This is a genomic window from Frigoribacterium sp. 2355 (assembly GCF_054060695.1).
Genome location: NZ_JBSSDL010000001.1, coordinates 483,367 through 506,497 on the forward strand (window position 1 = coordinate 483,367; position 23,131 = coordinate 506,497).

Annotated in this window: 21 protein-coding genes; 1 reads left to right on the forward strand and 20 read right to left on the reverse strand. The window is 71.8% G+C overall.

Annotated elements, in window-relative coordinates:
- Positions 1-23 precede the first annotated feature (23 nt).
- The 15 genes from ACVJ1F_RS02275 to ACVJ1F_RS02345 all read right to left on the reverse strand — a co-directional run bounded on the left by ACVJ1F_RS02275 (position 24) and on the right by ACVJ1F_RS02345 (position 14,388).
- The gene (locus tag ACVJ1F_RS02275; protein WP_056045829.1) at positions 24-860 is read right to left on the reverse strand and encodes a hypothetical protein; all 837 of its coding nucleotides are present in this window, start codon (positions 858-860) and stop codon (positions 24-26) included.
- Positions 857-1,951, reverse strand: a complete 1,095-nt coding sequence (locus ACVJ1F_RS02280) for a VWA domain-containing protein (protein ID WP_456884418.1) — start codon at positions 1,949-1,951, stop codon at positions 857-859. The genes ACVJ1F_RS02275 and ACVJ1F_RS02280 overlap by 4 nt, the downstream gene beginning before the upstream one ends.
- A complete protein-coding gene (locus ACVJ1F_RS02285) occupies positions 1,948-2,946 on the reverse strand; it encodes a vWA domain-containing protein (RefSeq protein ID WP_456884420.1) in 999 nt (332 codons plus the stop codon). Before ACVJ1F_RS02285 ends, ACVJ1F_RS02280 begins: the two co-directional genes overlap by 4 nt.
- Entirely contained in the window at positions 2,937-3,419 is a 483-nt protein-coding gene (locus ACVJ1F_RS02290) for a hypothetical protein (protein WP_123570222.1), read from the reverse strand. The genes ACVJ1F_RS02285 and ACVJ1F_RS02290 overlap by 10 nt, the downstream gene beginning before the upstream one ends.
- Positions 3,406-4,293: a DUF58 domain-containing protein gene (locus ACVJ1F_RS02295; RefSeq protein ID WP_456884422.1), complete on the reverse strand. Its 888-nt coding sequence runs from the start codon at positions 4,291-4,293 to the stop codon at positions 3,406-3,408. The genes ACVJ1F_RS02290 and ACVJ1F_RS02295 overlap by 14 nt, the downstream gene beginning before the upstream one ends.
- 5 nt (positions 4,294-4,298) lie before the next feature.
- Positions 4,299-5,330 (reverse strand): AAA family ATPase, encoded by a 1,032-nt coding sequence (locus ACVJ1F_RS02300; protein WP_371740323.1) that lies wholly within the window; start codon positions 5,328-5,330, stop codon positions 4,299-4,301.
- Positions 5,331-5,385: 55 nt separating this feature from the next.
- Positions 5,386-6,045 (reverse strand): methionine ABC transporter permease, encoded by a 660-nt coding sequence (locus tag ACVJ1F_RS02305; protein WP_056045843.1) that lies wholly within the window; start codon positions 6,043-6,045, stop codon positions 5,386-5,388.
- Positions 6,045-7,106, reverse strand: a complete 1,062-nt coding sequence (locus tag ACVJ1F_RS02310; protein WP_456884424.1) for a methionine ABC transporter ATP-binding protein — start codon at positions 7,104-7,106, stop codon at positions 6,045-6,047. Before ACVJ1F_RS02310 ends, ACVJ1F_RS02305 begins: the two co-directional genes overlap by 1 nt.
- Before the next feature lie 81 nt (positions 7,107-7,187).
- Positions 7,188-8,111 carry a MetQ/NlpA family ABC transporter substrate-binding protein gene (locus ACVJ1F_RS02315; protein WP_456884426.1) on the reverse strand — a complete coding sequence of 308 codons (924 nt, stop codon included), beginning with the start codon at positions 8,109-8,111 and terminating at the stop codon, positions 7,188-7,190.
- 230 nt (positions 8,112-8,341) lie between these two features.
- Positions 8,342-9,490, reverse strand: coding sequence for a flavodoxin-dependent (E)-4-hydroxy-3-methylbut-2-enyl-diphosphate synthase (gene ispG, locus ACVJ1F_RS02320; protein ID WP_171007237.1), 1,149 nt, complete (start codon positions 9,488-9,490; stop codon positions 8,342-8,344).
- Between the two features lie 80 nt (positions 9,491-9,570).
- Positions 9,571-10,902, reverse strand: coding sequence for a M50 family metallopeptidase (locus ACVJ1F_RS02325; RefSeq protein ID WP_199736192.1), 1,332 nt, complete (start codon positions 10,900-10,902; stop codon positions 9,571-9,573).
- Between the two features lie 158 nt (positions 10,903-11,060).
- Complete coding sequence (dxr, locus tag ACVJ1F_RS02330) at positions 11,061-12,137, reverse strand: 1-deoxy-D-xylulose-5-phosphate reductoisomerase (protein ID WP_056045850.1); 1,077 nt, start codon at positions 12,135-12,137, stop codon at positions 11,061-11,063.
- 74 nt (positions 12,138-12,211) lie between these two features.
- Positions 12,212-13,225 carry an FKBP-type peptidyl-prolyl cis-trans isomerase gene (locus tag ACVJ1F_RS02335; protein WP_456884428.1) on the reverse strand — a complete coding sequence of 338 codons (1,014 nt, stop codon included), beginning with the start codon at positions 13,223-13,225 and terminating at the stop codon, positions 12,212-12,214.
- Between the two features lie 36 nt (positions 13,226-13,261).
- A complete protein-coding gene (locus ACVJ1F_RS02340; RefSeq protein ID WP_056045854.1) occupies positions 13,262-13,822 on the reverse strand; it encodes an FKBP-type peptidyl-prolyl cis-trans isomerase in 561 nt (186 codons plus the stop codon).
- 74 nt (positions 13,823-13,896) lie between these two features.
- Positions 13,897-14,388 (reverse strand): OsmC family protein, encoded by a 492-nt coding sequence (locus ACVJ1F_RS02345; RefSeq protein ID WP_056045857.1) that lies wholly within the window; start codon positions 14,386-14,388, stop codon positions 13,897-13,899.
- A 69-nt stretch (positions 14,389-14,457) separates the two neighbouring features.
- On the opposite strand from ACVJ1F_RS02345, the gene ACVJ1F_RS02350 reads away from it, so the two are divergent.
- Positions 14,458-15,474, forward strand: a complete 1,017-nt coding sequence (locus tag ACVJ1F_RS02350) for an asparaginase (protein WP_456884430.1) — start codon at positions 14,458-14,460, stop codon at positions 15,472-15,474.
- Here the strand turns inward: ACVJ1F_RS02350 and ACVJ1F_RS02355 are convergent.
- The 5 genes from ACVJ1F_RS02355 to ACVJ1F_RS02375 all read right to left on the reverse strand — a co-directional run bounded on the left by ACVJ1F_RS02355 (position 15,471) and on the right by ACVJ1F_RS02375 (position 23,128).
- Entirely contained in the window at positions 15,471-16,331 is an 861-nt protein-coding gene (locus ACVJ1F_RS02355) for a hypothetical protein (RefSeq protein ID WP_456884432.1), read from the reverse strand. The genes ACVJ1F_RS02350 and ACVJ1F_RS02355 overlap by 4 nt on opposite strands.
- Positions 16,332-16,426: 95 nt before the next feature.
- Complete coding sequence (locus tag ACVJ1F_RS02360) at positions 16,427-18,328, reverse strand: zinc-ribbon domain-containing protein (protein ID WP_456884434.1); 1,902 nt, start codon at positions 18,326-18,328, stop codon at positions 16,427-16,429.
- Positions 18,328-20,700 carry a transglutaminaseTgpA domain-containing protein gene (locus ACVJ1F_RS02365; protein WP_456884436.1) on the reverse strand — a complete coding sequence of 791 codons (2,373 nt, stop codon included), beginning with the start codon at positions 20,698-20,700 and terminating at the stop codon, positions 18,328-18,330. The genes ACVJ1F_RS02360 and ACVJ1F_RS02365 overlap by 1 nt, the downstream gene beginning before the upstream one ends.
- The gene (locus ACVJ1F_RS02370) at positions 20,697-22,103 is read right to left on the reverse strand and encodes a DUF58 domain-containing protein (protein WP_173150992.1); all 1,407 of its coding nucleotides are present in this window, start codon (positions 22,101-22,103) and stop codon (positions 20,697-20,699) included. Before ACVJ1F_RS02370 ends, ACVJ1F_RS02365 begins: the two co-directional genes overlap by 4 nt.
- Before the next feature lie 53 nt (positions 22,104-22,156).
- A complete protein-coding gene (locus tag ACVJ1F_RS02375; RefSeq protein WP_200412587.1) occupies positions 22,157-23,128 on the reverse strand; it encodes an AAA family ATPase in 972 nt (323 codons plus the stop codon).
- Positions 23,129-23,131: the final 3 nt, after the last annotated feature.

The following is a 23,131-nucleotide window of genomic DNA, read 5'->3' on the forward strand; positions in this document are numbered from 1 at the left end:
TCCAGCTTAGGGGCGTGCCCGGGTCACCACGGCTTGCCGTCGTAGTCACCCGGGTTCTGCTCGTAGTAGCGGTCGCGGTCGGTGTCCTGCTGTTGCTGCTGCTGGCTCTGTTCGCCCTGCTGCTGCAGCTGGTCGAGCGGGTCGTCGGACTCGGCCTGCCCCTCGCCCTCGCCGGGCTCGTCTCCCCCGGCGCCGGGATCGCTGCCGTCGTCCCCTCCGGGCTGCTGCTCGTCGCCCTCGCCCCCCTGGGCCTGCTGCCCCTTCTCGTCGAGGCGCTGCTGGGCGTCGTCGAGCGGCTGGGAGGTGTCGGGCTGCCGGGGGTCCTCCGGCGGCTGGAAGCACCCCTCGGGAGCCTCGTCGACGGTCTTCGCCCCGAGTTCGTACAGCGCCTCGGCGTCGGCGTAGCGCAGTTCGAGCAGGGCGGCATCGCCCTGGGCCTCGATCGTGAGCACCAGGTTGACCCGGATGACGCACGAGATCGTGGCGTCGTCGGGCGCGAGGTCGAGTGCCGTGACGAACTCCTGACGCGCGACGTCGAGCACGCCGATCTGGGCGTAGGCGGTCCCCCGGTCGAAGTGGTGCACCCAGGGCTCGACCACGTTGGCGACGCCGAGGGGTTCGGACCAGGAGGCGCTGCGCTCGAACTCCCTGTCGCCGTACGACCACTGCGTCAGGGCGGCGAAGGCGGGCAGGCTGAGCAGCTTCAGGGCCACGAGCAGCACCACGAGGACGACCGGGGCCGACCAGAGCAGCAGCCGACGCCGGAGGCGTCTCCGGTACTGCTCGACGTCGGGCCCGGCCTCGGCCTCGTGGGCGCGGCGGATCTCGTCGACGGGCGGGGGGACGAGGGTGTCGGTCACGAGCGGACTCCCCTCTCGGGTCGCGAGGCGTCGAGTCCCGACGGCGCACCGCGTCCTCGACCGCGTCCGGCGCGGACGGGCCGTGGTGGACGGACCTCGCCCAGTGCCCTCGCCACGAGTGCGACGTCGAGGAGCAGCAAGAGGAACAAGGGGATCGCGGCGATCCAGTAGAGGTCGATCAGGCTGTCGGCCCGCCCCTCGTCGGAGGCGACGGCACCGTCGCGAGCGTCCGCGACCGCAGCGTCGACGGATGTGTCGGCCGTGCGGTGCACGTACGGCACGCCGAGCTGATCGGCGATGCGCCGCAGGGCGTCCTCGTCGATCGTCGAGACGGCATCGGGATCGCCGGGCTGTGTGCGGTCCTGGATGTACTCCTTCGACGAGTACTCGTCGCCGTAGCCGTCGAAGACGCGCATCTTGCCTCCTTGCTCGGTGCCGTAGCCGAAGACGGCACCGCCGTCGACGTCGCCGGCGGATGCCGCGAAGCTCTCGGGTTCGGTGCCGCTGGTCTGCTCGCCGTCGCCGAGGTAGTAGACGACGTTGGCCCGTTCGGGCGCACTCTGCCGGGCCTCGGACAGCCGCTCGGCCAGCAGGTCGTTCGCCTCGCTGACGGAACTGCCGCTCGAGTAGTAGGTCACCTCTTGGTTCATGGCGTCCGCCGCGGCGACCACGGCGGAGGCGTCGTCGGTCAGCGGCGTCCGCAGGACGGCGGTGCTGTCGAAGGACAGCAGCGAGAACCGGGCTCCCGCCAGCTGCGAGGTGACCTCGGCGATGTCGGCCCGCACCCCGTCGAGTCGACGCCGACCGTCGCCCCAGTCCTCCGCCGCGATGCTCGACGTCGTGTCGACCACGAAGAAGACGTTGAGCTGGGCGACCGACGCCTGCGCCGACCCGCCCGGCAGGCTCGGCCGCACGGCGACGACGAGGAGCAGGGCGACGACGACCAGACGTCGCACCCAGGTGAGAAGGGCCCGTCGTCGGCCCCGCTCGGCCACCACGCGCCAGCCTGTGAACCCGAGCAGGGCGACGGCGGCCACGGCGAGGAGCCACCAGGGCAGAACGGGCTGGAACACCAGCGCCCGGGCGATCACAGGCGCACCCGCCAGAGCAAGACGAGCCCGCCCATCGCGACGAGCAGGGCGGCGATCGCCAGGGCCTGCGGGTGGTCGGTCACCACGAGCCGTCGGGCACCGGTGAAGAGCCCCGCCTCGCGGGCGTCGATCTCGTCGACGATCTGCGGCACCGTCGTCGAGTCGTCGAGGGCGTAGTAGCCACCGTCGGTCGACTCGGCCGCGGTGCGCAGTTCGGCGGCGACCTGGTCGGCCACGGCGTCCGTGGCGTGGTCGGCGGGGTTCACCGCGTACACGCGGACGTCGCGCTCGGTCGCCAGGTCGGCCGCCTCGGTGAGCGTGAGCAGGGCCTTGCCGTTGACGTAGTTGTCGGTGGCGAGCACGACCGACTTGGGCCGCGTGCTGTCGTCGTCGCCGAACCCGAGGACGCACGACGCCAGACCGTCGCCGATCAGCGACGCACCGTCACCGAGGTCGGTGCCCGTCCAGTAGCGGGTCCCGTTCTCGCCCATGGTGTCGAACGAGTCGCGGTACTGCTCGAGTTGCGTGCGCACGAAGTCGTAGTCGTCGGTGAGCGGGAACGCCTGCACGGCCGAGCTGTCGAAGAGGTACAGCCCGACGCGTTCGCCGTCGAGCCCCTGCGAGAGGGTCGAGAACGTGTCGACGATCTGCGAGTCGACCTCGGTCATCGAACCCGACACGTCGAGGCAGAGCATGATGTCGCGCTTGTACGACTGGGGCTCGACGACGTCGGTGCTCGAGACCCGGGCCGCGAGCAGGACGCTGATGCCGGTCAGCGCCACCATGGCGACGAGCACGACCGCGAGGGCGGCACGGTAGCGCCGGACGACGCGCTGGTACGCGGGCAGCGCGGTCAGCCGCTCGCCGTGCGCGACCGGGACGCCGAGGCGACGGAGGCGCGCTCTGTCGTGGCGCCTCCACCGCACGTAGAGCCATGCCGCGACCGCCACGACCGCCAGTGCGACCAACGGCACCCACCAGAAGATCAGCCCCATGACGACACCAGGTCCCTCGCGGTGGCGACGGCACGGGCCGGGTCGCCGGGCGCTTCGAGCCGGAAGGCCGGCGGGTAGTACTGCTCGACCGCCCCGACGAGCCGGGGCAGGTTCGACTCGCGGAGGTCGGCGAGGGTCATCACGTGGGTGTCGACCCCGTTCGTCTCGTGCGCGAAGAACCGCAGGAGCAGGCTGAGCCGGGAGTGCACGCCACGGTCGTTCAGCCGCCCCGAGGACGCGGCCGTCTCGACCTCGTCGATCAGGGCGAGGTACTTCGCCTTGGTGTCGGCGAGGGCGACCGGTCGGGAGGCCGCGCGGGCAGCCCGCTGGGCCGGAGGGAGGCGGCGGGCCGAGAAACGGATCACGAAGACGTACCAGGCGGCCACGAGCGCCAGCCCGACCAGGCCGAGCACCAGCCAGAGCACCCAGAGCGGGTACTGGTAGGGCCCGAAGAAGTCGTCAGCGCCCGACACGACGGTGCTTCTCGATCAGGGTGAACAGCCCGGGAACGACCTCGGCCTGGCTGCCGAGCCGTTGGCTGCTGATGCCGAGGGCCAGGAGCTCGCGCTCGGTGTCGCCGACGCGCCGCAGGGAGGAGTCGTCGAACTCTCGGCGGAGTTGCGCGTTCTCGCGCAGGTACGCCGGCAGTCCGGCCATCTCGCGGACGTCGAAGACCTCGCCCGCCCGGCCCGCGCGCGTCATCAGGTCGGCGTCGCCGATCGTGAGCCAGACGACCTCGTGCTGCGCGCGAAGACGCCGGAGCAACCGCGTGATGCGATCGTCGATCGCGACGTCGTCGGTGACCACGAGCAGCATGGAGCGCCGCCGGATGCCCCGCGCGACCCACTCGAGCACGGCCGCGAGGTCGCTCGTCGGGGCGTCGAGGTCGACGCGTCGGTCGACCTGCCGCAGGAGGGTCTCGAGGTGGGCTTCGGTCGCGCCCGCCGGGTGCGCGCGGGTACCCGACGAATCGCCCGCCACCAGTGACACGACGTCACCGTGCTTGGCGGCGATGTAGGCGAGGGCGCCGGCCGCCATCAGGGCGATGTCTTTCTTGCTTTCGCCACTCGTGGCCGTCGCGGCCATGTTGCGACCGGTGTCCATCACGAGGACGAGGTTCTGCCGGCGGCTCGCGATGTACCGCTTGACCAGGGGCTCGCCGTGACGGGCCGTGGCCTTCCAGTCGATGTCTTTCACCTCGTCGCCCGGGACGTAGGCCCGGAGGTCGTCGAAGTCGTGGCTGCGCCCGTGGTGCACCGAGGCGTAGCCGCCCTCGAGCAGGTCGATCGTGCGTCGGTGGGCGAACAGCCCCATCTTCGTCCGGACGCGCAGCAACAGGCTGGCCACCGGCGTCAGGGGGTCTGGACGGCGCCGAACACGGCGTCGATGATCGTCTCGGGCGCGACCTCGTCGGCCGTGGCCTCGTAGTTGAGGATCATGCGGTGTCGCAGCACGGAGTGTCGCAGGTGCTTGACGTCTTCGGGGATGACGTAGTCGCGCCCGTGCAGCAGGGCGAGGGCACGGGCCGCCTGCATGAAGGCGATGCTGGCCCGGGGGCTGGCCCCGAACTCGACGTAGTCGGCGAGGGTCGCCGGGATGTACTGCTGCGGATGCCGCGTGACGTAGATGAGCTGCACGATGTAGTTGACGATCGACGCGTCGACGTAGACGCGCTTGGCCAGGTCTTGCAGGTAGACGACGTCGGCCAGGCCGACGCCCGTGGACGGTGCGGCGGCCTCGTCGTAGACGCCGCTCTCGATGCGCCGGATGATCTCGGCCTCTTCGGCGGGGGTCGGGTAGTCGAGGATCTCTTTCAACAGGAAGCGGTCGAGCTGCGCCTCGGGCAGTTGGTAGGTGCCCTCTTGCTCGATCGGGTTCTGGGTGGCCAGGACGAGGAAGGGCGACGGCAGTCGGTAGACCGTCCCCCCGATGGTCGTCTGGCGCTCTTGCATCGCCTCGAGCATGGCGCTCTGGGTCTTGGCGCTCGAGCGGTTGATCTCGTCGAGCAGGACGAAGTTCGAGTGGACCGGCCCGAGCTGGGTGACGAAGGTCGATTTCTGGGCGTCGTAGATCTGGGTGCCCGTGATGTCGCTCGGCAGAAGGTCGGGCGTGCACTGGATGCGACGGAAGCTCGCGTCGATCGACTGCGCGATGGTCTGGGCCGCGGTCGTCTTGGCCAACCCCGGGACGCTCTCGAGCAGGACGTGCCCGCCGGTGATGAGGGCGACGAGCAGGGTGTCGCGGAGTGCGGTCTGACCCACGACCTTGCGACCGAACGCCTGCGACACCGCCCCGACGATCTGCCGAGCCCGCTCGAGCTCGGCAGGCGTCACGGGGGCCGGAGCCGGCGGCGGGGTCTGGCTGGCGGTGGCGGTGTCGGTCACGCGCCCCACTGTAAACCAGTCCCCCGACAGCTCCCGTGCCCCCGGACACCGCACCTCATCGCCGCAGCGCGCGCCTCGCCAGCCAGTTGCCCAGGAACTGGACGAGCTGCACCAGCACGATGATCAGCAGCACCGCGGCCCAGGTCACGACCGGGTCGAACTGCCGGTAGCCGTAGAGCAGGGCGAAGTTGCCGAGCCCGCCGCCGCCGATGTAGCCGGCCACCGCCGACATGTCGACCAGCGCGACGAAGATGAACGTGTAGCCGAGGACGAGCGGTCCGAGCGCCTCCGGCAGCAGCACCGTCCCGATGATGCGGGCCGGGCCGGCCCCCGCCGCCCGTGCGGCCTCGATGACGCCCGGCTGCACGGTGAGCAGGTTCTGTTCCACGATGCGCGAGATGGCGAACGACGCGGCGAGCGACAGGGTGAAGATGATGGCCGGGTTGCCGCTGCCCGACCCGATGACGAACCTCGCCAACGGCTGGGCCGCGGCCAGGAAGATGATGAACGGGATCGGTCGGAACACGTTGACGACCACGTTCAGCACGCCGTAGACGACGCGGTTCGCGAAGAGGGCTCCGCCCCGCGTCAGGTACAGCGCGAGGCCGAGCAGAAGTCCGCCGATGCCGCCGAAGAGGAGGGTCAGGGCGACGATGTAGACGGTCTCGACGGCCGCCTGCCACAGCATCGGCTGCAGTTCGATCAGGGAGTCCATCAGCGTCCTTCCGTGGGTCGGACCGACGTCGTCGGCGAGGTGGGCAACTCGGTCGCGTCGTCGCCCAGGTCGGAGACGGCCGCTCGGACGGCCGCGTCGTCGCCGGTCACGGCGAGGGTCAGGGTGCCGAACGTGCGTCCCTGGATGTCGTTCACGCCGCCGAAGACGATCTCGAACGACAGGCCGTGCCGCGCGAGCAGCGCGAAGACGTCGCGCTGGTCGACGCCACCCTCGGCGATGCGCACCGACACCAGGACGCCGGGGTGGCGGGCCCGCAGCGCATCGAGTTCGTCACCGTGCGGCGTGCCCGCGATGACCGTCGAGACGAACCGTTTGGTCGACGCCTGCTTCGGGTCGGAGAACACCTCGAAGGTGGGGCCGGTCTCGACGACGCGACCGGAGTCCATCACGGCCACCCGGTCGGCGATCGACTTGATGACGTCCATCTCGTGGGTGATCACGACGATGGTGATGCCGAGCTCGGCGTTGACGCGTTTGAGCAGGGCGAGCACCTCGCTGGTCGTCTCGGGGTCGAGGGCGCTCGTCGCCTCGTCGGCGAGCAGGATGCGGGGGTTCGTCGCGAGCGCGCGGGCGATGCCGACGCGTTGCTTCTGACCGCCCGAGAGCTGGTCCGGCCGCGCGTGGGCCTTGTCACCGAGGCCGACGAAGTGCAGCAGGTCGCTGATCCGCCGCTGGTGCTCGTCCTTGGGTACCCCCGCCGCCTTGAGCGGGAACTCGACGTTGCCCCAGACCGTCTTCGACGAGAACAGGTTGAACTGCTGGAAGATCATGCCGATGCCGGCCCGGACCGAGCGCAGTTCGCGCTCACGGAGGCCGGTGATCTCGCGGCCGTCGACGCGGATGCTCCCGCTCGTCGTGGGCTCGAGGGCGTTGACGAGGCGGACGAGGGTGCTCTTCCCCGCGCCCGAGTAGCCGATGATGCCGAAGATCTCGCCCTCTTCGATCTCGAGGCTGACGCCGTCGACCGCGGTCAGCGGTGCGGCGCCCTTCTCTCGGGGCGGGTACGTCTTGACGACGTCGGTCAGGGTGATGGCGGGCACGCGTTCTCCTCGGCACGGGCGGAGGCCCGGACCGCGAGCGGATGCTGCGCGCGGTCCGGGCCGGGGTGGCGACCTGGTGGGTCAGCCGTTCTGTTCGACGAGCTTCTCGGTCTCGGTCAGCGACTTCTCGAGGTCGCTCGCGGGGATCTTCGTGATGATCGCCGTTCCACCCGAGTTGTCGACGACGCCGTCGGTGACGGCCTTGGTGTCCTGGTAGATCTGGACGAGCTTCTGGTAGGTGGCGTCGTCCTTGTCTTCCGCCCGGGCGGCGAAGACGTTGGCGTAGGGCACCGACGAGGGGTCGTTGGGGTCGTCCTGGGCGATGACGTCGTCGGTCGACAGACCGGCCTTCGTCGCGAAGTCGTTGTTGATGATCGCACCGGCGTAGTCGGGCAGTGACGTGGCGGCGAGGTCGGCGCTCACCGTCGCGACCTTCACCTTCGACTTCGACTCGTCGACGTCGTTGACGCCCGAGAAGATCGTCCCGCCGTCCTTCAGCGAGACCAGGCCGTTCGACTGCAGGACGAGCAGGGCGCGGGCCAGGTTGCTCGAGTCGTCGGGGATCGCGATGGTGTCACCCTCCTGGAAGTCGCTCAGCTCGGTGTACTTCGACGAGTACAGGGGCAGGGGGTAGATCGCCGTCGAACCGATCGGCACGATGTCGTTGCCGGATGCCACGTCGTACTGCGCGAGGTAGACGATGTGCTGGAACTGGTTCAGGTCGATCTCGCCGTCGGCGAGGGCGGGGTTGGGCTGCTCGTAGTCCGAGTAGTCCACGAGGTCGACCGTGATGCCCTCGTCGGCCGCGGCCTGCACGAAGTCGGCCCAGTACGGGTCGCTCGCGCCCACGACGCCGATGCGGACGGTCTCGTCGTCGCCACCGCCGCGGGTGACTCCGATCGCGATGCCGACGGCGGCGAACACGACGACGACCGCGACGATGACGGCGATCAGACGACCGGGGCCCTTCTTGGGGGCGTCGATCAGGGGGGCGCTGCTGGTCATGGGTTCCTCTCGGGGCGCTGCGGGAGCACCGCTCGGGGGTGGGCCGGGGCCGTCACGGTGCGTCGTCCATGCTGGCGGACGCCCCGGGGCGCGTCACATCGGGGCGTCACACGACGACACACGGCCCCGTCGGCCCGGCCGCGGACGCGACCACACGAAGGAGGCGCGGTGCGAGAGATCTCGCACCGCGCCTCCTGACGGGGGTCGCGTCGCCCCCGGGGTGGACCCGGTCAGACGGTGACGACCTCGGGCGAGCCCAGCTCGCCGGGGGGCATCTCGGCAGCGAGACGGTTCGCCTCGTCGATGAGGGTCTGGACGATCTCGGACTCGGGAACGGTCTTGATGACCTCGCCCTTGACGAAGATCTGACCCTTGCCGTTGCCCGAGGCGACGCCGAGGTCGGCCTCGCGGGCCTCGCCGGGACCGTTGACGACACAGCCCATGACGGCGACGCGCAGCGGGACGGTCATGCCCTCGAGGCCGTCGGTGACGTCGTTGGCCAGCTTGTAGACGTCGACCTGGGCGCGACCGCAGCTCGGGCAGCTGACGATCTCGAGCTTGCGCTCGCGCAGGTTGAGCGACTGCAGGATCTGCAGGCCGACCTTGACCTCTTGGGCGGGCGGGGCGCTGAGGCTGACGCGGATGGTGTCGCCGATGCCCTCGCTCAGCAGGATGCCGAAGGCCGTGGCCGACTTGATCGTGCCCTGGAACTCGGGCCCGGCCTCGGTCACGCCGAGGTGCAGGGGCCAGTCGCCGCGTTCGGCGAGTTGGCGGTACGCCTTGACCATGACGATCGGGTCGTTGTGCTTGACCGAGATCTTGAAGTCGTGGAAGTCGTGCTCCTCGAAGAGCGAGGCCTCCCACACGGCGGACTCGACGAGCGCCTCGGGGGTGGCCTTGCCGTACTTCTGTAGGATGCTGGGCTCGAGCGAGCCGGCGTTGACGCCGATGCGGATCGAGACGCCGGCGGCCTTCGCCGCGGCGGCGATCTTGCCGACCTGGTCGTCGAACTTGCGGATGTTGCCGGGGTTGACCCGGACCGCCGCGCACCCGGCGTCGATCGCCTGGTAGACGTAGTTGGGCTGGAAGTGGATGTCGGCGATGACCGGGATCTGGCTCTTCTTCGCGATGATCGGAAGGGCCTCGGCGTCGTCACGGCTCGGCACGGCGACGCGCACGATGTCGCAGCCGCTGGCCGTGAGCTCGGCGATCTGCTGCAGGGTGGCGTTGATGTTGGGGGTCGGAGTCGTGGTCATCGACTGCACGCTGACGGGGGCGTCGCCACCCACGAGCACCTTGCCGACCTTGATCTGCCGCGTCTTGCGGCGCGGGGCGAGGACTTCGGGGACCTTCGGCATTCCGAGATTGACTGCTGGCACGGAGTCATCGTAAACCTCGGCGCTGGACGCCGAGTGACGGACGCGTGACCGGTGCGTCACGGGTCGCTCGCGACCGGACGTCAGCCGAAGATGTCGATCGGGTTCACGATGTCGGCGTAGGTGAGCAGGACGGTCATGCCGCCGAGCAGGATCACGATGGCGAAGGTCACGGGGATGGCCTTGGCCGTGTCGACCGGGCCCGGGTCGGGCCTGCGGAGGAGCTTGGCGAAGCCGCGGCGGATCGCCTCGATCAGGGCCCCGGCCACGTGACCGCCGTCGAGCGGCATCAGCGGCACCAGGTTGAACACGAAGAGGGCGACGTTGAGGCTCGCGAGCAGCCCGACGAGGGTGCTGATGCGGTCGACCACCGGGATCGTGTCGAGGCTGGCGATCTCGCCCGCCATGCGACCGACGCCGACGACGCTGACCGGTCCGTTCGGGTCGCGCTCGGCCCCGCCGAAGGCGGCCTGGGCCACCCCGACCAGTCGCTGCGGCAGGGTGACGATGACACCGACGACGTGCGAGATGTTGTCGCCGACCGCCGGCAGCACGGCCGTCACGGGCTCGCGCACCTTCTCGTAGGCGAACCCGATGCCGACGAAACCGACCTCCTGCGTCTGCGAGCTGCCGTCGGGGTTCGTCGCCACGGCCCCGCTCGACGTCGTCACGTAGCGCTCGGACAGGGCCGGAGTCACCTGGAGCGTGCGCTCGGTGCCGTCGCGGTCGACCACGACGTCGAGGGTGTCGCCGGGAGAACGCTGCAGGATGCCCGTGATCTGGTCGCCGTCGGTCACGGTCGTCCCGTCGATCGACACGATGCGGTCGCCGTTCAGCATGCCCGCGGCGTAGGCTGGGGCCTCGGGCGCGTCCGAGGGGCAGCTCGTCTCGGTGGAGCCGGCGGGCAGGACGCAGGTGCTGACGCTGCCGACCGTCGTGCTCGCCTGCTGGACGCCGAAGCCGCAGAGCAGCACGGCGAACAGGGCGATCGCGATGAGCAGGTTCATGAACGGGCCGCCGAGCATGATGATGACGCGCTTGTACACGGGCAGGCGGTAGAAGGTGCGCGACTCGTCGCCCTCGTCGACGGTCTCGGCGCTGGCCGTCCGGGCGTCCTGCACGAGGGTGTTGAAGAAGCCGGTGCTCGACTGGCGCGCGCCTCCCCCGGTCCTTCCCGGGGGGAACATGCCCGACATCGAGATGTAGCCGCCGAGCGGCAGGGCCTTGACGCCGTACTCGGTCTCGCCCTTCTTGCGCGAGAAGACGGTCGGCCCGAAGCCGATCATGTACTGGCCGACCTTCACGCCGAACTTCTTCGCCGGCACGAGGTGGCCCACCTCGTGCAGGGCGATCGACACGGCCAGCCCGACGACCATGACCAGGACGCCGAGCACGAAGAGGAGGATCGTCTGCACCGGGCAAGGGTAGCCGCCCGTGCCCGGACGTCCACCGCGCCGGGGCCATGACGACGCTGGGAGCCCCGAACTGGGGCGGCGGGCTCAGTGGGCCGGCATCGCGGGCGCTCAGCGGGCCGGCAGCGCGTCGGGCTCAGCGGGCCAGGAGCGCGGCGGGCTCAGCGGGCCAGCAGTGCGTCCGCCTCGGCACGGGCCCAGCGTTCGGCCTCGAGCACGCCCTCGAGGCTGCTCTCGCCCGCGGTGTGCCGGTCGACGACGGCCTCGACCACGTCGAGGATGTCGAGGTACCCGACGCGTCCCGCGTGGAACGCCAGGACGGCCTGCTCGTTGGCCGCGTTGAAGACGGCCGGGTACGTCCCCCCCGCGCGCCCGACCTGCTTGGCGAGTCGCACGGCCGGGAAGGCCTGTTCGTCGAGGGGCTCGAACGTCCAGGTGGAGGCGCGGGTCCAGTCGAGCGGGACCCCCACGCCCTCGACGCGGTCCGGCCAGGCGAGCCCGAGCGAGATCGGGAGGCGCATGTCGGGAGGCGAGGCCTGGGCGATGGTCGAGCCGTCGACGAACTCGACCATCGAGTGGACGATCGACTGCGGGTGCACCGTGACGTCGATGTGGTCGTAGTCGACGTCGAAGAGCAGGTGCGCCTCGATCACCTCGAGCCCCTTGTTGACGAGGGTCGACGAGTTCGTCGTCACCACCAGGCCCATGTCCCAGGTGGGGTGCGCGAGCGCTTCGCGCGGGGTGACGTCGGCCAGCGATTCCCGTGTCCGACCGCGGAACGGCCCGCCCGACGCCGTCAGGACGAGCCGACGCACCTCGCGGTCGGAGCCCGACCGCAGCGCCTGCGCGATCGCCGAGTGCTCGGAGTCGACCGGCACGATCTGGCCGGGGGCGGCGCGCTTCGTCACGAGGTCGCCTCCGACGATCAGGCTCTCCTTGTTGGCCAGGGCGAGCGACGCCCCCGAGTCGAGGGCGGCGAGGGTCGGCGCGAGGCCGACCGAGCCCGTGATGCCGTTCAGGACGACGTCGGCCCGGACGTCGCGGACGAGCTGCACCGACTCGTCGGTGCCGAGCGCCGTGTGCTCGACCCCGAACTCGGCGGCCTGCGCGGCCACGCCCTCACGGTCGGAACCGGCGGAGAGGCCGACGACCTCGAAGAGGTCGGGATGGGCCCGGACGACGTCGAGGGCCTGGACCCCGATCGAACCGGTGGAGCCGAGGATCGTGATGCGACGCATGGGATCAGCCTAGGGCGAGCGTCGTCGGGGCCGCCCACCGCCGTGAGGCGAGCCGTGGTCGGGCGGACCGGGGGCTAGGCGACGGAGAGGATGTCGATGACGAAGACGAGCGTGTCGGTGCCCCCGATGCCGGCCGACGGTTGACCGGCCTCGCCGTAGCCCTCGGCGGGCGGGATGATCACCACGACCTGCGAGCCGACCGTCTGACCGATCATGGCCTCGGCGAACCCGGGCACGACCTGGTCGGTCGAGAACGGTGTCGGCGTGCCCTTGCCCCAACTCTGGTCGAAGACCTCGCCGGTGGTCCAGTTCACGCCCTGGTACTGGACGGTGACGTTCGCGGGGTCGGGGACGACGGGGCCGTCGCCCTTCTTCAGGACCTCGATCTGCAGGTCGGACGGCGGTTCGGTGCCGGGCGGGATCGTCACGGTGGGCCGACCGTCGTCGGCGAGCTCGACCGTCGGGAAACCGTCCTTCGGGGGCTGGGCCTCACCCGTCGCCTTGGTCGGCACGATCGAGACGACGTCCGCGACGATGACCACGGGCGTGGGTGCGGCCGCCTGCTCCCCCGCGGTCGCGGTCGTCATGTCGGCCGCCGAGGCGACGGTCACCGTGCGACTGCCCGAGGGCACGCAGGCGATGGCGTCGACGATGCCCGGCACGTAGTAGTCGGTGCTCACCGTGAGCTGCGTGGGCTGCTGACCCTCGTCGAAACCGGCCGAGGTGACCTCGGCCCCGGTGGTCGCGTCGTAGACCGCGATGCGGACGTTGGCCACCGCGCCCTGCCCGGCGACCTCGCCGCTGCCCTCGACCAGGGTGGTGCGTTGGGTCGACGTGACCTCGAGCGGGGTGTCGAAGACGACCTCGGGCTTGCTCTCGACCTCGCCCGTGACGTCGACGCCATCGGAGAGCTCCCCGGACGCCGGAGCCTTGCAGTCACCCGCCGCGCCACTCGCCGTCGGCGACGGCTGGTCGGAACCACCCGTGCATCCGCTCAGCACGAGGACGACGAGCGGAACGGCCGCCATGGCGGCGAACCGTCCTCGGCGGACACGGGCGGACGGACGAGGAGGCGCGGTGCGGATCATCGGGGAGTCGTGTCGGGGGTCGGCGGCGACGGTCGACTAGGAGACGGCGAGGATGTCGATGACGAAGACGAGCGTGTCGGTGCCCGAGATGCCGGCCTGCGGGGCGCCGGCCTCGCCGTAACCGTCGGCCGGCGGGATGACGACGACGGTCTGCGATCCGACGGTCTGCCCGACCATGCCGTCCGCGAAGCCGGTGATGACCTGGTCGGTCGAGAAGGTGGCCGGTGCACCGCGTGACCAGCTCTCGTCGAAGATCTCGCCCGTGTTCCAGATGACGCCCTGGTACTGGACGGTGACGGTGTCACCGGCCTGGACCGTGGCTCCGTCGCCCTTGATCAGGGTCTCGACACCGAGTTCGGTCGGAGCGTCCGCGTCGGGGACGGTCACCGTCGGGCGGCCGTCGGCGTCGAGCTCGACCGTCGGGAACCCGTCCTGCGGGGCCTGGGGCTCGCCGGAGGCGCGCAGCGGGACGTCGGAGGTCGCCTGCGACGAGCTGCTCGGCGTCGCCGCATCGGAGGACCCGCCGGCGTCACCGGCACAGGCCGCGAGCGACAGGAGGAGGGCGGGGACGGCCAGGAGGGCGAGGGAACGGCGCATGGGGATCTCTCGGTCGGGGTGACGGGGGTCGTGCCGTGGGGCTCGGCGCGGCGGAGGTGCCGTGCCATTCTGCCTCACGCCGGGTCGGCTTCTCTGGACACCGCCACGACGGTGGGCTCGTGACCGACCGGGAAGGCGACCGACGCGGCGATGAAGCACTTGCGGCTCGCCTCGGCGTGCAGCTCGAGGGCGCGCTCGACCATGTCGTCGTCGGCGACGGTCACCCGGGGCCGCAGGGTCACCGAGGTGAAGCGACCACCCCCGTCGTGCGTCTGGGTCATCCGTCCCACGGCGGCGTCCTCGTACGCGACCACGACCACCCCGGCGGCCGCGGCGACGTGCAGGTAGCTGAGCAGGTGGCACTGCGCCAGTGCGGCGAGCAGCAGCTCCTCGGGGTTCCAGCGGTCCGCGTCACCGTGGAAGGTGCGGTCGGCCGACGCCAGGACGTCGTGCTGCTTGCCGGTGGCGACGATCGTGGCGTCGCGGCCGTACGAACGGTACGAGGTCGTGCCCTCGCCCCGGTCGCCCGTCCAACGGACGTCGACGGCGTAGTCGTGGTCGAGCATGCTGCCTCCCTCTCGGGCCCCTCGTCGGTGCGACGTGGTCGCGTGGCGGGCCTCGGTACACTCCCCATCATGACCGACCCCCGCCCCGCCGCGCCCTCCCGTCACCCCCTGACCGCCTCGGCCAGCGTCGAGCTGGCCGTGCTCGAGCGCTCGGGTTGGGACGAGAGCCGTCACCTCGGAGCCGGTGTCGTCGTGGACGCCGACGGACGCGAACTGCGTCGGATCGGGGACGCCGACGCGACCATCTACCCGCGCTCGTGCCTCAAGCCGTTGCAAGCGCTCACGGTGCTGCGGTCGGGGGTCTCCCTCGACGGCCCCCAGGCCGTGCTGGCCACGGCGAGCCACGCGGGCACGCCCGCCCACCTCGAGGTGGTCGAGGCGTTGCTCGGCCGGTCGGGCAGCACCGAGGACGACCTCCTCTGCCCGCCGGACTGGCCCGGTGACCGGGCCAGCGCCCGCGAGGCCACCGCGCCGCGCCGGCTCGCGATGAACTGCTCGGGCAAGCACGCCGCGTTCCTCCTCGCCTGTGCCGAGAACGACTGGGACCCGTCCCGCTACGTCGCCACCGACCACCCCCTGCAGGCCGCGGTGCGCGAGACGGTCGCCGAGTTCACCGGCGAGGCCGCTGACCACTCCGGCGTCGACGGCTGCGGTGCCCCGGTGATCGCGACCACCGTGGTCGGCCTGGCCCGGGCGGTCGCGCGCATCACCGGGTCGGTCGGCGCGACCGGGCCGGGACGCGACGGCCACGCCGCGCATCTCGTCGAGGCCGTCCTGGGCGACGCCTGGGCGATCGACGGCCCCGGTCGAGCCAACACGGTGACGATCGACGAGCTGGGCGTGCTGGCCAAGCTCGGCGCCGAGGGCGTCATGGTGATGGGCACGACCGACGGCGTCGCGGTGGCCGTGAAGGTGCTCGACGGGAACGTGAGGGCCGGCACCCTGGTCGCGCTGCGCCTCCTGGTCGACGAGGGGGCCGTCGACGCCGCCGCCGCCGCTCGCGTCGTCGAGCGCACGCTCGAGAAGGTCACCGGCGGTGACGGCCTGGTGGGCCGCATCCGCCTGGGCAGCGGGGTCGACCGCTAGGCGCACCGCGCGACGTCGTCGAGCACCGACACGAAGGCGACCCGCAGGCTCTGTCGGCACGGCCGGCCGTCCTTGAGGGTGACCGTCGCTCCTCCGTCCTGACCGATCACGACGACGGTGTCCACCGGGGGTGGCTCGGCCTCGGGCCGTGCCCCGCCCGAGGTCGGCGCCCGGACCACCACGCAGTCGATCGCCGCGGCCGCGTCGACCGACGATGCCCCTGCGGCCCGGAGCTGACGGCGGAGGCCCGACGCCACGGCCTCTGCCACCACGGGTGGACCGACGACCCTCACGGCCGACGAGAGGGGCACGCACAGCGGAGCCTCGTCGAGGGTGGCCGCCTCGGCCCGGAGGCGTGCCAGACGTTCGGCGACCGGGTCGCCCGGCTCGAGGTCGTCCTCGGGACGCCCCTCGAGGACGAGCCCGCTGGAGGCGCGACCCACCCCGAGCACCAGCACCCGGGTGGGACGACGTGCGACGTCGCACTCGTCGAGCCGATCGGCCGTCGGGTACCAGTCGGTCAGCTCATGCGACCGCACCGCCCGGAGGCGGGCGACGACCTCGTCGACCTCGTCGAGGGCGGCCAGGAACCTCGACCGTTCGCGCCGTGCCGTGAGCGTCGCCCCGACGACACGGTCGACGGCCCAGCCGACGAAGACCGCGCAAGCCGTCGCGAGCGAGAGCCCGAGGACGGCAGGCGGCGCGGTCCACGGGACGAGAGCACCGCACGCGGACACGACGGCACCCGTCGACATCGCCGCCACGGGCGTCGCCGTCGGGCGGGGTCTGGCCGGCCCGGACGGCAGCCGGACGCGGGACGGCAGGACCGGTGACGCCGCGGTGGTCGAGGAGTTCATGACTCCAGTGGAGCGGAGCACCGTCCGCGACGGGTACCGGGTGGTCGGGCCGGGGGAAGGACCGACCACCCTGCCGCGTGGGGAGGAGCCGTGGGTCAGACCACGACGAAGAACTGCTCGCCGATCTCGACCCGGGTGCCACGCGTCACGCGGACGCGGACTCCGGGATCGGCGCGGCGGGGCGGGAGGTCACGAGGACGGACGACCGTCCCGTTGCCGGACCACCGGTCGCTGACCCAGAGGGCTCCGGCCTCCTGACCGAACTCCAGATGCGTCTTCGACACGGACTTGCCGGGATCGACGATGCGGACGAGCTGGTCGAAGCGCTCCCCCGGCTGGGGCGTCGGTGCACGGCCGACGAGGCCGGTCCCGTCGACCGTGATGCTCTCACCGGTGCTGAACTGCAGCACGTACTCGGTCCCGAGTGCACCGCGACGGACGATCCGGGTCTCGTCGACATCGGCGTCGTCGGGCAGGTCCACGGGCACCCGACGCGGGCGCCAGGACGGAGCCGACGACGACGTGGGAGCAGGGGGGAGGTCGGCGACGCTCGGCGTCGGCGTCGGAGTCGGTCGTTCGGCGCGGAAGCCCGGGACGTGGTCGATCGGTTCGGGTGCCGGGCGTGGCGTGTCGTCCTGCCGGTCATCGGCCTCGTCTCGGACGGGTACGTCGTCGCCGGAGCCCGGGCCGTCCGGAGAGGTCCCGGCGTCGTCGGAGCCCGATCCGGCGCCCTCACGGTCCTGTGTGGCGGGACGACGGCGGAGGACGGACTCGTCGTCGGGTCGCCATTCGGGCGGGAGCGGGACGACAGGCCCCGTGAACGACAAGGCGACCGACTGCACGACCGCACCGCATTCGCCGCAGAAGATGTCGTCCTCGTCGATGGGTGCGCCACAGTGCGTGCACCGTTCGGGGACGACGGCGGAGCCCGGTTCGACGAGCGGTACGGGCTCCACGAGCGGTGCGGGCTCGACGAGCGGTACGGGCTCGGGGCGGTCGGACTCGGGGAGAGCGGGCCGGTACCCGCTCGGGACGGGCGGGCGGAGGTCACGGCCGAGGGCGGCCACCGGGGCGGTGTCGCCGTCCCGCGGCCCGTCGGCCGTCGGCCGCACGAGAGGCGGCGGGCCCGCAGGAGGCGCGACAGGGTCGCCGGGGGCGACCTCGGAGGCGGAGTCGGACGAGGGAGCGGACTCGTCCGGCATCGCCGTCGCCTCGGGGTCGGTCGCGCCCTCGGTGTGGTCGTTCTCGACCGGCCGGGTTCCGTCAGGGGCGGTGGACGTCTCGACCTCGCCCGACCGGACCTCGCCGTCGTCGTCTCGACGTCCGTGGGACGCCTCGGCGGAGGGGGGTTCGACGGCGGCCACCACGTCGAGAGAGGACTCGTCCGACGCGAGAGGCGTCAACGACGCCGTCCAGAGCGGGGCGGACGAGGGGCGGGGCCCGTTGTCGAGGTGCTCGGAGGGCACTCGGAGCGGTGTCGGCGATCCGACCGTCTCGGGTGCCGTCGTCGCGAGGGCCCCGACCGGGCCGTCGGGGACGGCGGGGCTGCCGGAGACGGCGGGACTGCCGGGGGCAGGGGTCCTCGGGGACTCTGCTCGCGCCTCCTCGGAGGCCGTCGGGCGGTCGTCCTCTCCCGTGGCCACGACGGTTCGATCGTCGACCGGCCACACCGGGGGCTCGGGAGCCGACGCGGGCGCTTCGGACCGGGCGTGATCGACACGGTGCGGCTCGGCCTCGGCCTCGGCCTCGGGCACGCCGGTGTCGGCCTGACGGTCGCGCACCCACCACGGGGGCTGCGCATCGCTGCGGCGGGGGTGCGAGGTCGCACGCGGAGGAGCCTCGGGCAGGTCGGGCGCACTGGTGGCGTCGACGTGCTCGGCGGCGGCGTCGGCCCGACGTCGGGCGGCCGCGAGGTCTGCGCTCGAGACCGCCCGACCGCACTCGCCGCAGAACATCGCGCCGACGGGCAGGGGGCTGGCACAGGTGGGGCAGTACATCAGTCGTTCCTCTGTCGCTCGGGAGGGGTGCGCCCATGGTAACCACGCAAAGACCGGAGCGAGACCGCCGCGGCGAACCGCTGCCGCCTCGTGAGCCCGACGCCGAGGGCGTGTCTCATCTCGGCGACGGCCGTCCAGACGCGGTCCGCGTCGGACTCCGCGGGCGGGTTCGGCGAGAACACCGCACGGTCCGCCACCCGGGCGAGCACCGCAGGACGCGAGCCACCGACGACGGCGGCGACCTCGCTCCGGGTCGCCGCGGGCGGGGTGCGGATGCCGTGGTCGACCACGGCGTCCTGGAACTCGTGCCAGCCGCCGCTGATGCGGTCGGAGGGACTCGTCGCCGTCCGGCGGCGACGACGCCTCCGCGCCTTGAGGACCACGATCGTCACGAACGGGGCCGCGAGCAGACCGGCGACGAGGGCGCTCCAGCCGACGACCCGCACGACCGCCAGGACGATGGCCAACCAGGCCGGGGGCGCCTCGGGATCGTCCTGCTCGGACTGCGGCGGCGTCTGGTCGTCCCGCATCTGGGGATCCTGGGGTGGGGGCTGGACGACGGACTCGGGCCGGGAGATCTGCGTCGGGTCCTGCACCTGGTCCTCGGGGATGGGACGTTCGGCCGGGTTCGGGTCGAGCGTCACCCAGCCGTACTGGGCGGTGTCGACCTCGATCCAGGCGGTCACGCTGGACCCCGGGACGTCGACGGGGCCACCGTCCGTCTCGGGGGCGAATCCCATGACGACCCTCGCGGGGAACCCCAGCCGGTCGGCCATCAGCGCGGCGGCCGTCGCGTACTGCTCGGCGTCGCCGATCATGACGGGGTCGGTGAAGAGCTGGGCGATGCGGTCCGCACCGTGCCCGGATCGGCTGACGGGTTCGTCGGCGGTGACGCCGTGGCTCACGTAACCGTCCTCGCGCAGGGCGCTCAGCGCCGCCCGGAGGCGCGCCCCGGGGCCCTGGACCCCGGCGACGTCCTCCTCGAGCGAGGAGGTGAGCTCGTCCGGCACGTCCCGCGGCGTCGGCACGGTGGCGGTCCCCGGTGTGAGCGCGTCGAGCTCGTCGTCGCCGGGCTGGCGGGGCTCGACCGCGTCCAGTCGGTACGAATCGCCCTGTCGCAGTCCGCCGAGGACGGCCGCCGTGCCCGTGAGGTCGTTGTAGAAGAACGCGTCCCGCCGGGCATCCGCCGTGGGTCCGCCGAACGAGACGGACTCGAGTCGGCCGACGGTGGGGAGCCAGAGGTCGTCGTAGGCACCGATCGTGACGTCCACCGCGGTCGCCTGCCCGTCGACCCGGGATTGGTCGACGTCGGACGGCACGCGGGTGAAGAACCCGGAGGCGCTGTCGACCTCGCCGCTGCCGACGCTGTAGACGACACCGTCGTAGGTGTCGAGCGTCGCCACCCGCAGTCGCTGACCGTCGCGGAGGCCCGCGACCGTGAGGAGCGCCTGGTCGACGGTGGGCTCCTGTTCGTACGCCCGGAAGCCGCTGAGCGGGCTGACGTGGTCCCGCGGATCGAACGGTTGCTCGACCACCGTGCGGGCCACGGTCCGCGAGGTGACCGGCGGGATCGCGGCGACGGCGACCGTGCCGGCCGTCCCCGCGACGGCCAGCGTGGCGAACGCGCCGACGACGGCACGGACGGCCACCGGGCGGTGCCCGGCAGACGTCGTGACAGCACGGGTGGTGAGGGCCCCGAGCGCGATGCGACGTCGACGGAGGCGCCACCAGACGACCCAGGCGACCACCGTCACCAACACGGCGAGACCGGTGACGCGGGGCCACCAGGCCTCGCCCGGTCCGAGCACGATCGCCGCGATCCAGACGACGACGGGAACGACGACGGCGAGTTCTCCGCGTCGGCTGCGGAGCGCGACGGACAGGCCGACGACCGTGCCGACGAGGACCAGCGCGAAGACCGGCACCAGCAGGGCCTCGTAGCTGCCCACCGGCAAGGCGATGGTGACGAGCTGCTTCCAGCCGAGAGCGGTCGCCGAGACCAACGTCAGGAGGCCCCGACCCGTGGGCAGCACGCCGCCGAAGGCTTGCGACGGCACGGCGAGCGGCACCCCGAGCAACAGGTACGCCATGATCGTCGCCGCGAACACCCACACGCTCGACAGCCGGAGGGCGGCCGTGCCCAGCGCGATGACCACGCCGACGGCGAAGGCGACGACGACGAGCACGACGAAGGCGGCGCTCTCGTACACCGGCCAGAAGGTCACGGTCGCGGCGCCGAGCGAGGCCGCGAACGACGCGACGACCCAGGCGACGAACGGGGCTCGCAGTCGTGACGGCCGCGCGCGGGACCGTGCGCGCGGAGGAGGCGCCGCGGGCCCCGCGGGCGTCCGGACCCCGTCGACGACGCTCATGCGCTCGCCGTTCGGGCGAGCGACTTCTGCAGGTCCTCGAGGAACCCGATGGTCAGCACGGTGAGATCGGCGATGCGCCTCATGCCGGGGACCGTCTCGGGGTCGCACACGATCGCCACCGCCTCCACCCCCAGGGGGAACTGCAGGGCTGCGGCGCGCATCTCGGTGACCGTCGTCGTGGACCCGACGACGAGGAACGCCACCGAGATCCCCACGACCTGATCACCCGCCACCCGCGCGACGTCGGTGATGGCCAGCGCCGACTCCGCCGACGTGACGACCGCGAGTTCGTCGAGCAGGCGGTTCCGGGTCAGCGTGCTCAGGGAGCGGATCTCGAGGTTCTTCCGCTTGGCGAACTCGGGGGTGGTCTCGCCGACGACGACGCTGACCTCACGCGCGTCACGGATGGCGCGGGCACCGAGAGAACCCGCGACGCTGACGGCCAGTTCGAACTCGTCGTCGTTGGCGAAGTCACCGGCCGCGAGGCTCAGGGCGATGACCAGGTGGCTGCGCCGGCTCTCCTCGAACTGCCGCACCATGTAGGTGCCCGTCTTGGCGGTCGACTTCCAGTGGATGTTCCGTCGTTCGTCGCCCGGCTGGTACTCGCGCAGGGCGTGGAACGAGATGTCGCTGGGCGAGAGGTCACGCGTCGGGTTGCCCTCGAGGTCACGGATGAGACCCGTGCTCGTGCTCGGGATGCCGATGGTGCGAGGGTGCACGAACACCTCGGTGACGCCGGTCCACTCGATCTCGCGTCGGGCGAGGCCGACCGGGTCGCCTCGCACGGTGCTGACCGGACCCACGGCCACGACGCCGCGTCGCGTGGTGGGCAGGTCGAACGACTCGGCGACCTCGTCTCCCGATCGGAGGCTCGGCAGGCCGATCTCGGCGAGACCCGGACCGACGGGGACCTCGACGGACACTCCGAGGATGCGGCGGGCGCTCGCGTTGCGCACCCGCACGGTGCCGGCCGCCGGGGCGCCGACGGCCACGCGCTCGTGCGGGATCTCGAGCGTGATGCGGACGGTGTTCCGTCCGACGAGAGCGAGCCCTGCGACGAGCAGCAGGACGATCGCGGCGAAGCCGACCACCACGAGCTCGGTCCAGCCGAGCAGGTAGCCGACGAGCAGCCCGACCGGTGCGGCGACGAGCATCGACCACCCGAAGGGCGTGACCACCGAGGAGGCGCTGGTGAAGGCCCGGCGGACGGAACGGCGAGCCCCACGCGTCGTCCTGACCAGCAGGACGAGCAGGTCCGCTCCGATGCCGGTACGGTCGCCGACGATCCGGGTCCGGGCGTTCGTCAGTCCTTGCGTTCCCGTCGAGAACGCGGAATCGAATCGCTGGTCGGCGCCGCGGGTGCCGACCCGCGGTCGTGTCCGGCCGGCGCGGGACCCGTCCACGGTCGACCCCGGCGCGGGCCGGGCGGCCCGGTCGGTGCCTCGGGGACGCTCGCTCACACGGCTACCCGCTCGGCGGGTGGCGCCGTCTCGATGAGCAGCTGGCTCACGACGCTGGACGGCGTGACCCCGTCGAACTCCGCTTCGGGGTCGAGCACGAGACGGTGGGCGAGCACGGGCTCGGCGAGCGACTTGACGTCGTCCGGGATGACGTAGTGACGACCGAGGGACGCCGCGTAGGTCTTGGCCGAACGGACGAGGGCCAGCGCACCGCGGACGCTCACACCGAGACGGACCTCCTGGGCCGTTCGCGTCCCGTCGACGAGCCGGGCGACGTAGTCACTGATGGTGGGCTCGACGTGCACGGTGCGGGCGAGTTGCGCCATCTCGGTGATGACCCCGGCCTGGACGATCGGGTTGAGGCTGCCCTCGTGGACCCTCGTGGCGGAGCCCTCGAGGATGCGGACGGTCGCCGCGTGATCGGGGTAGCCGATCGAGGTCTTCATGATGAACCGGTCGAGCTGGGCCTCGGGAAGACGGTAGGTGCCGGCCTGCTCGACCGGGTTCTGGGTGGCGATCACCATGAACGGCGAACCCACGGCGTGGCTGACGCCGTCCACGGTCACGCGGCTCTCTTCCATCACCTCGAGGAGGGCGGACTGCGTCTTGGGGCTGGCGCGGTTGATCTCGTCGGCGAGGACGATGTTGGAGAAGATCGGCCCGCGGTGGAACTCGAACCCACCGGCCTTCTGGTCGTAGATGCTGACGCCGGTGATGTCGCCGGGCAGGAGGTCGGGGGTGAACTGCACACGGTTGCTCGAGCCCTGGACGCTCTGGGCGATCGCGCGGGCGAGCGAGGTCTTGCCCGTGCCCGGGAAGTCCTCGAGCAGCAGATGCCCCTCGCTCAGCAGAGCCGTGAACGACAGCCGCACGACGAAGGTCTTGCCCAGCAGCACCTGGTCGACGTTGGCCACCAGTCGCCCGAAGATGTCGGAGAACCAGGTCGCCTGCTCGGGGGTCATGCTCATGTG

Coding starts and splice junctions, on each gene's coding strand:
- ACVJ1F_RS02355 (WP_456884432.1), bottom strand. CDS start 16,331: ATGAACTCCTCGACCACCGCGGCGTCACCGGTCCTGCCGTCCCGCGTC.
- ACVJ1F_RS02375 (WP_200412587.1), bottom strand. CDS start 23,128: ATGAGCATGACCCCCGAGCAGGCGACCTGGTTCTCCGACATCTTCGGG.
- ACVJ1F_RS02340 (WP_056045854.1), bottom strand. CDS start 13,822: ATGCGCCGTTCCCTCGCCCTCCTGGCCGTCCCCGCCCTCCTCCTGTCG.
- ACVJ1F_RS02350 (WP_456884430.1), top strand. CDS start 14,458: ATGACCGACCCCCGCCCCGCCGCGCCCTCCCGTCACCCCCTGACCGCC.
- dxr (WP_056045850.1), bottom strand. CDS start 12,137: ATGCGTCGCATCACGATCCTCGGCTCCACCGGTTCGATCGGGGTCCAG.
- ACVJ1F_RS02285 (WP_456884420.1), bottom strand. CDS start 2,946: ATGGGGCTGATCTTCTGGTGGGTGCCGTTGGTCGCACTGGCGGTCGTG.
- ACVJ1F_RS02345 (WP_056045857.1), bottom strand. CDS start 14,388: ATGCTCGACCACGACTACGCCGTCGACGTCCGTTGGACGGGCGACCGG.
- ACVJ1F_RS02315 (WP_456884426.1), bottom strand. CDS start 8,111: ATGACCAGCAGCGCCCCCCTGATCGACGCCCCCAAGAAGGGCCCCGGT.
- ACVJ1F_RS02360 (WP_456884434.1), bottom strand. CDS start 18,328: ATGTACTGCCCCACCTGTGCCAGCCCCCTGCCCGTCGGCGCGATGTTC.
- ACVJ1F_RS02365 (WP_456884436.1), bottom strand. CDS start 20,700: ATGAGCGTCGTCGACGGGGTCCGGACGCCCGCGGGGCCCGCGGCGCCT.
- ACVJ1F_RS02305 (WP_056045843.1), bottom strand. CDS start 6,045: ATGGACTCCCTGATCGAACTGCAGCCGATGCTGTGGCAGGCGGCCGTC.
- ACVJ1F_RS02335 (WP_456884428.1), bottom strand. CDS start 13,225: ATGATCCGCACCGCGCCTCCTCGTCCGTCCGCCCGTGTCCGCCGAGGA.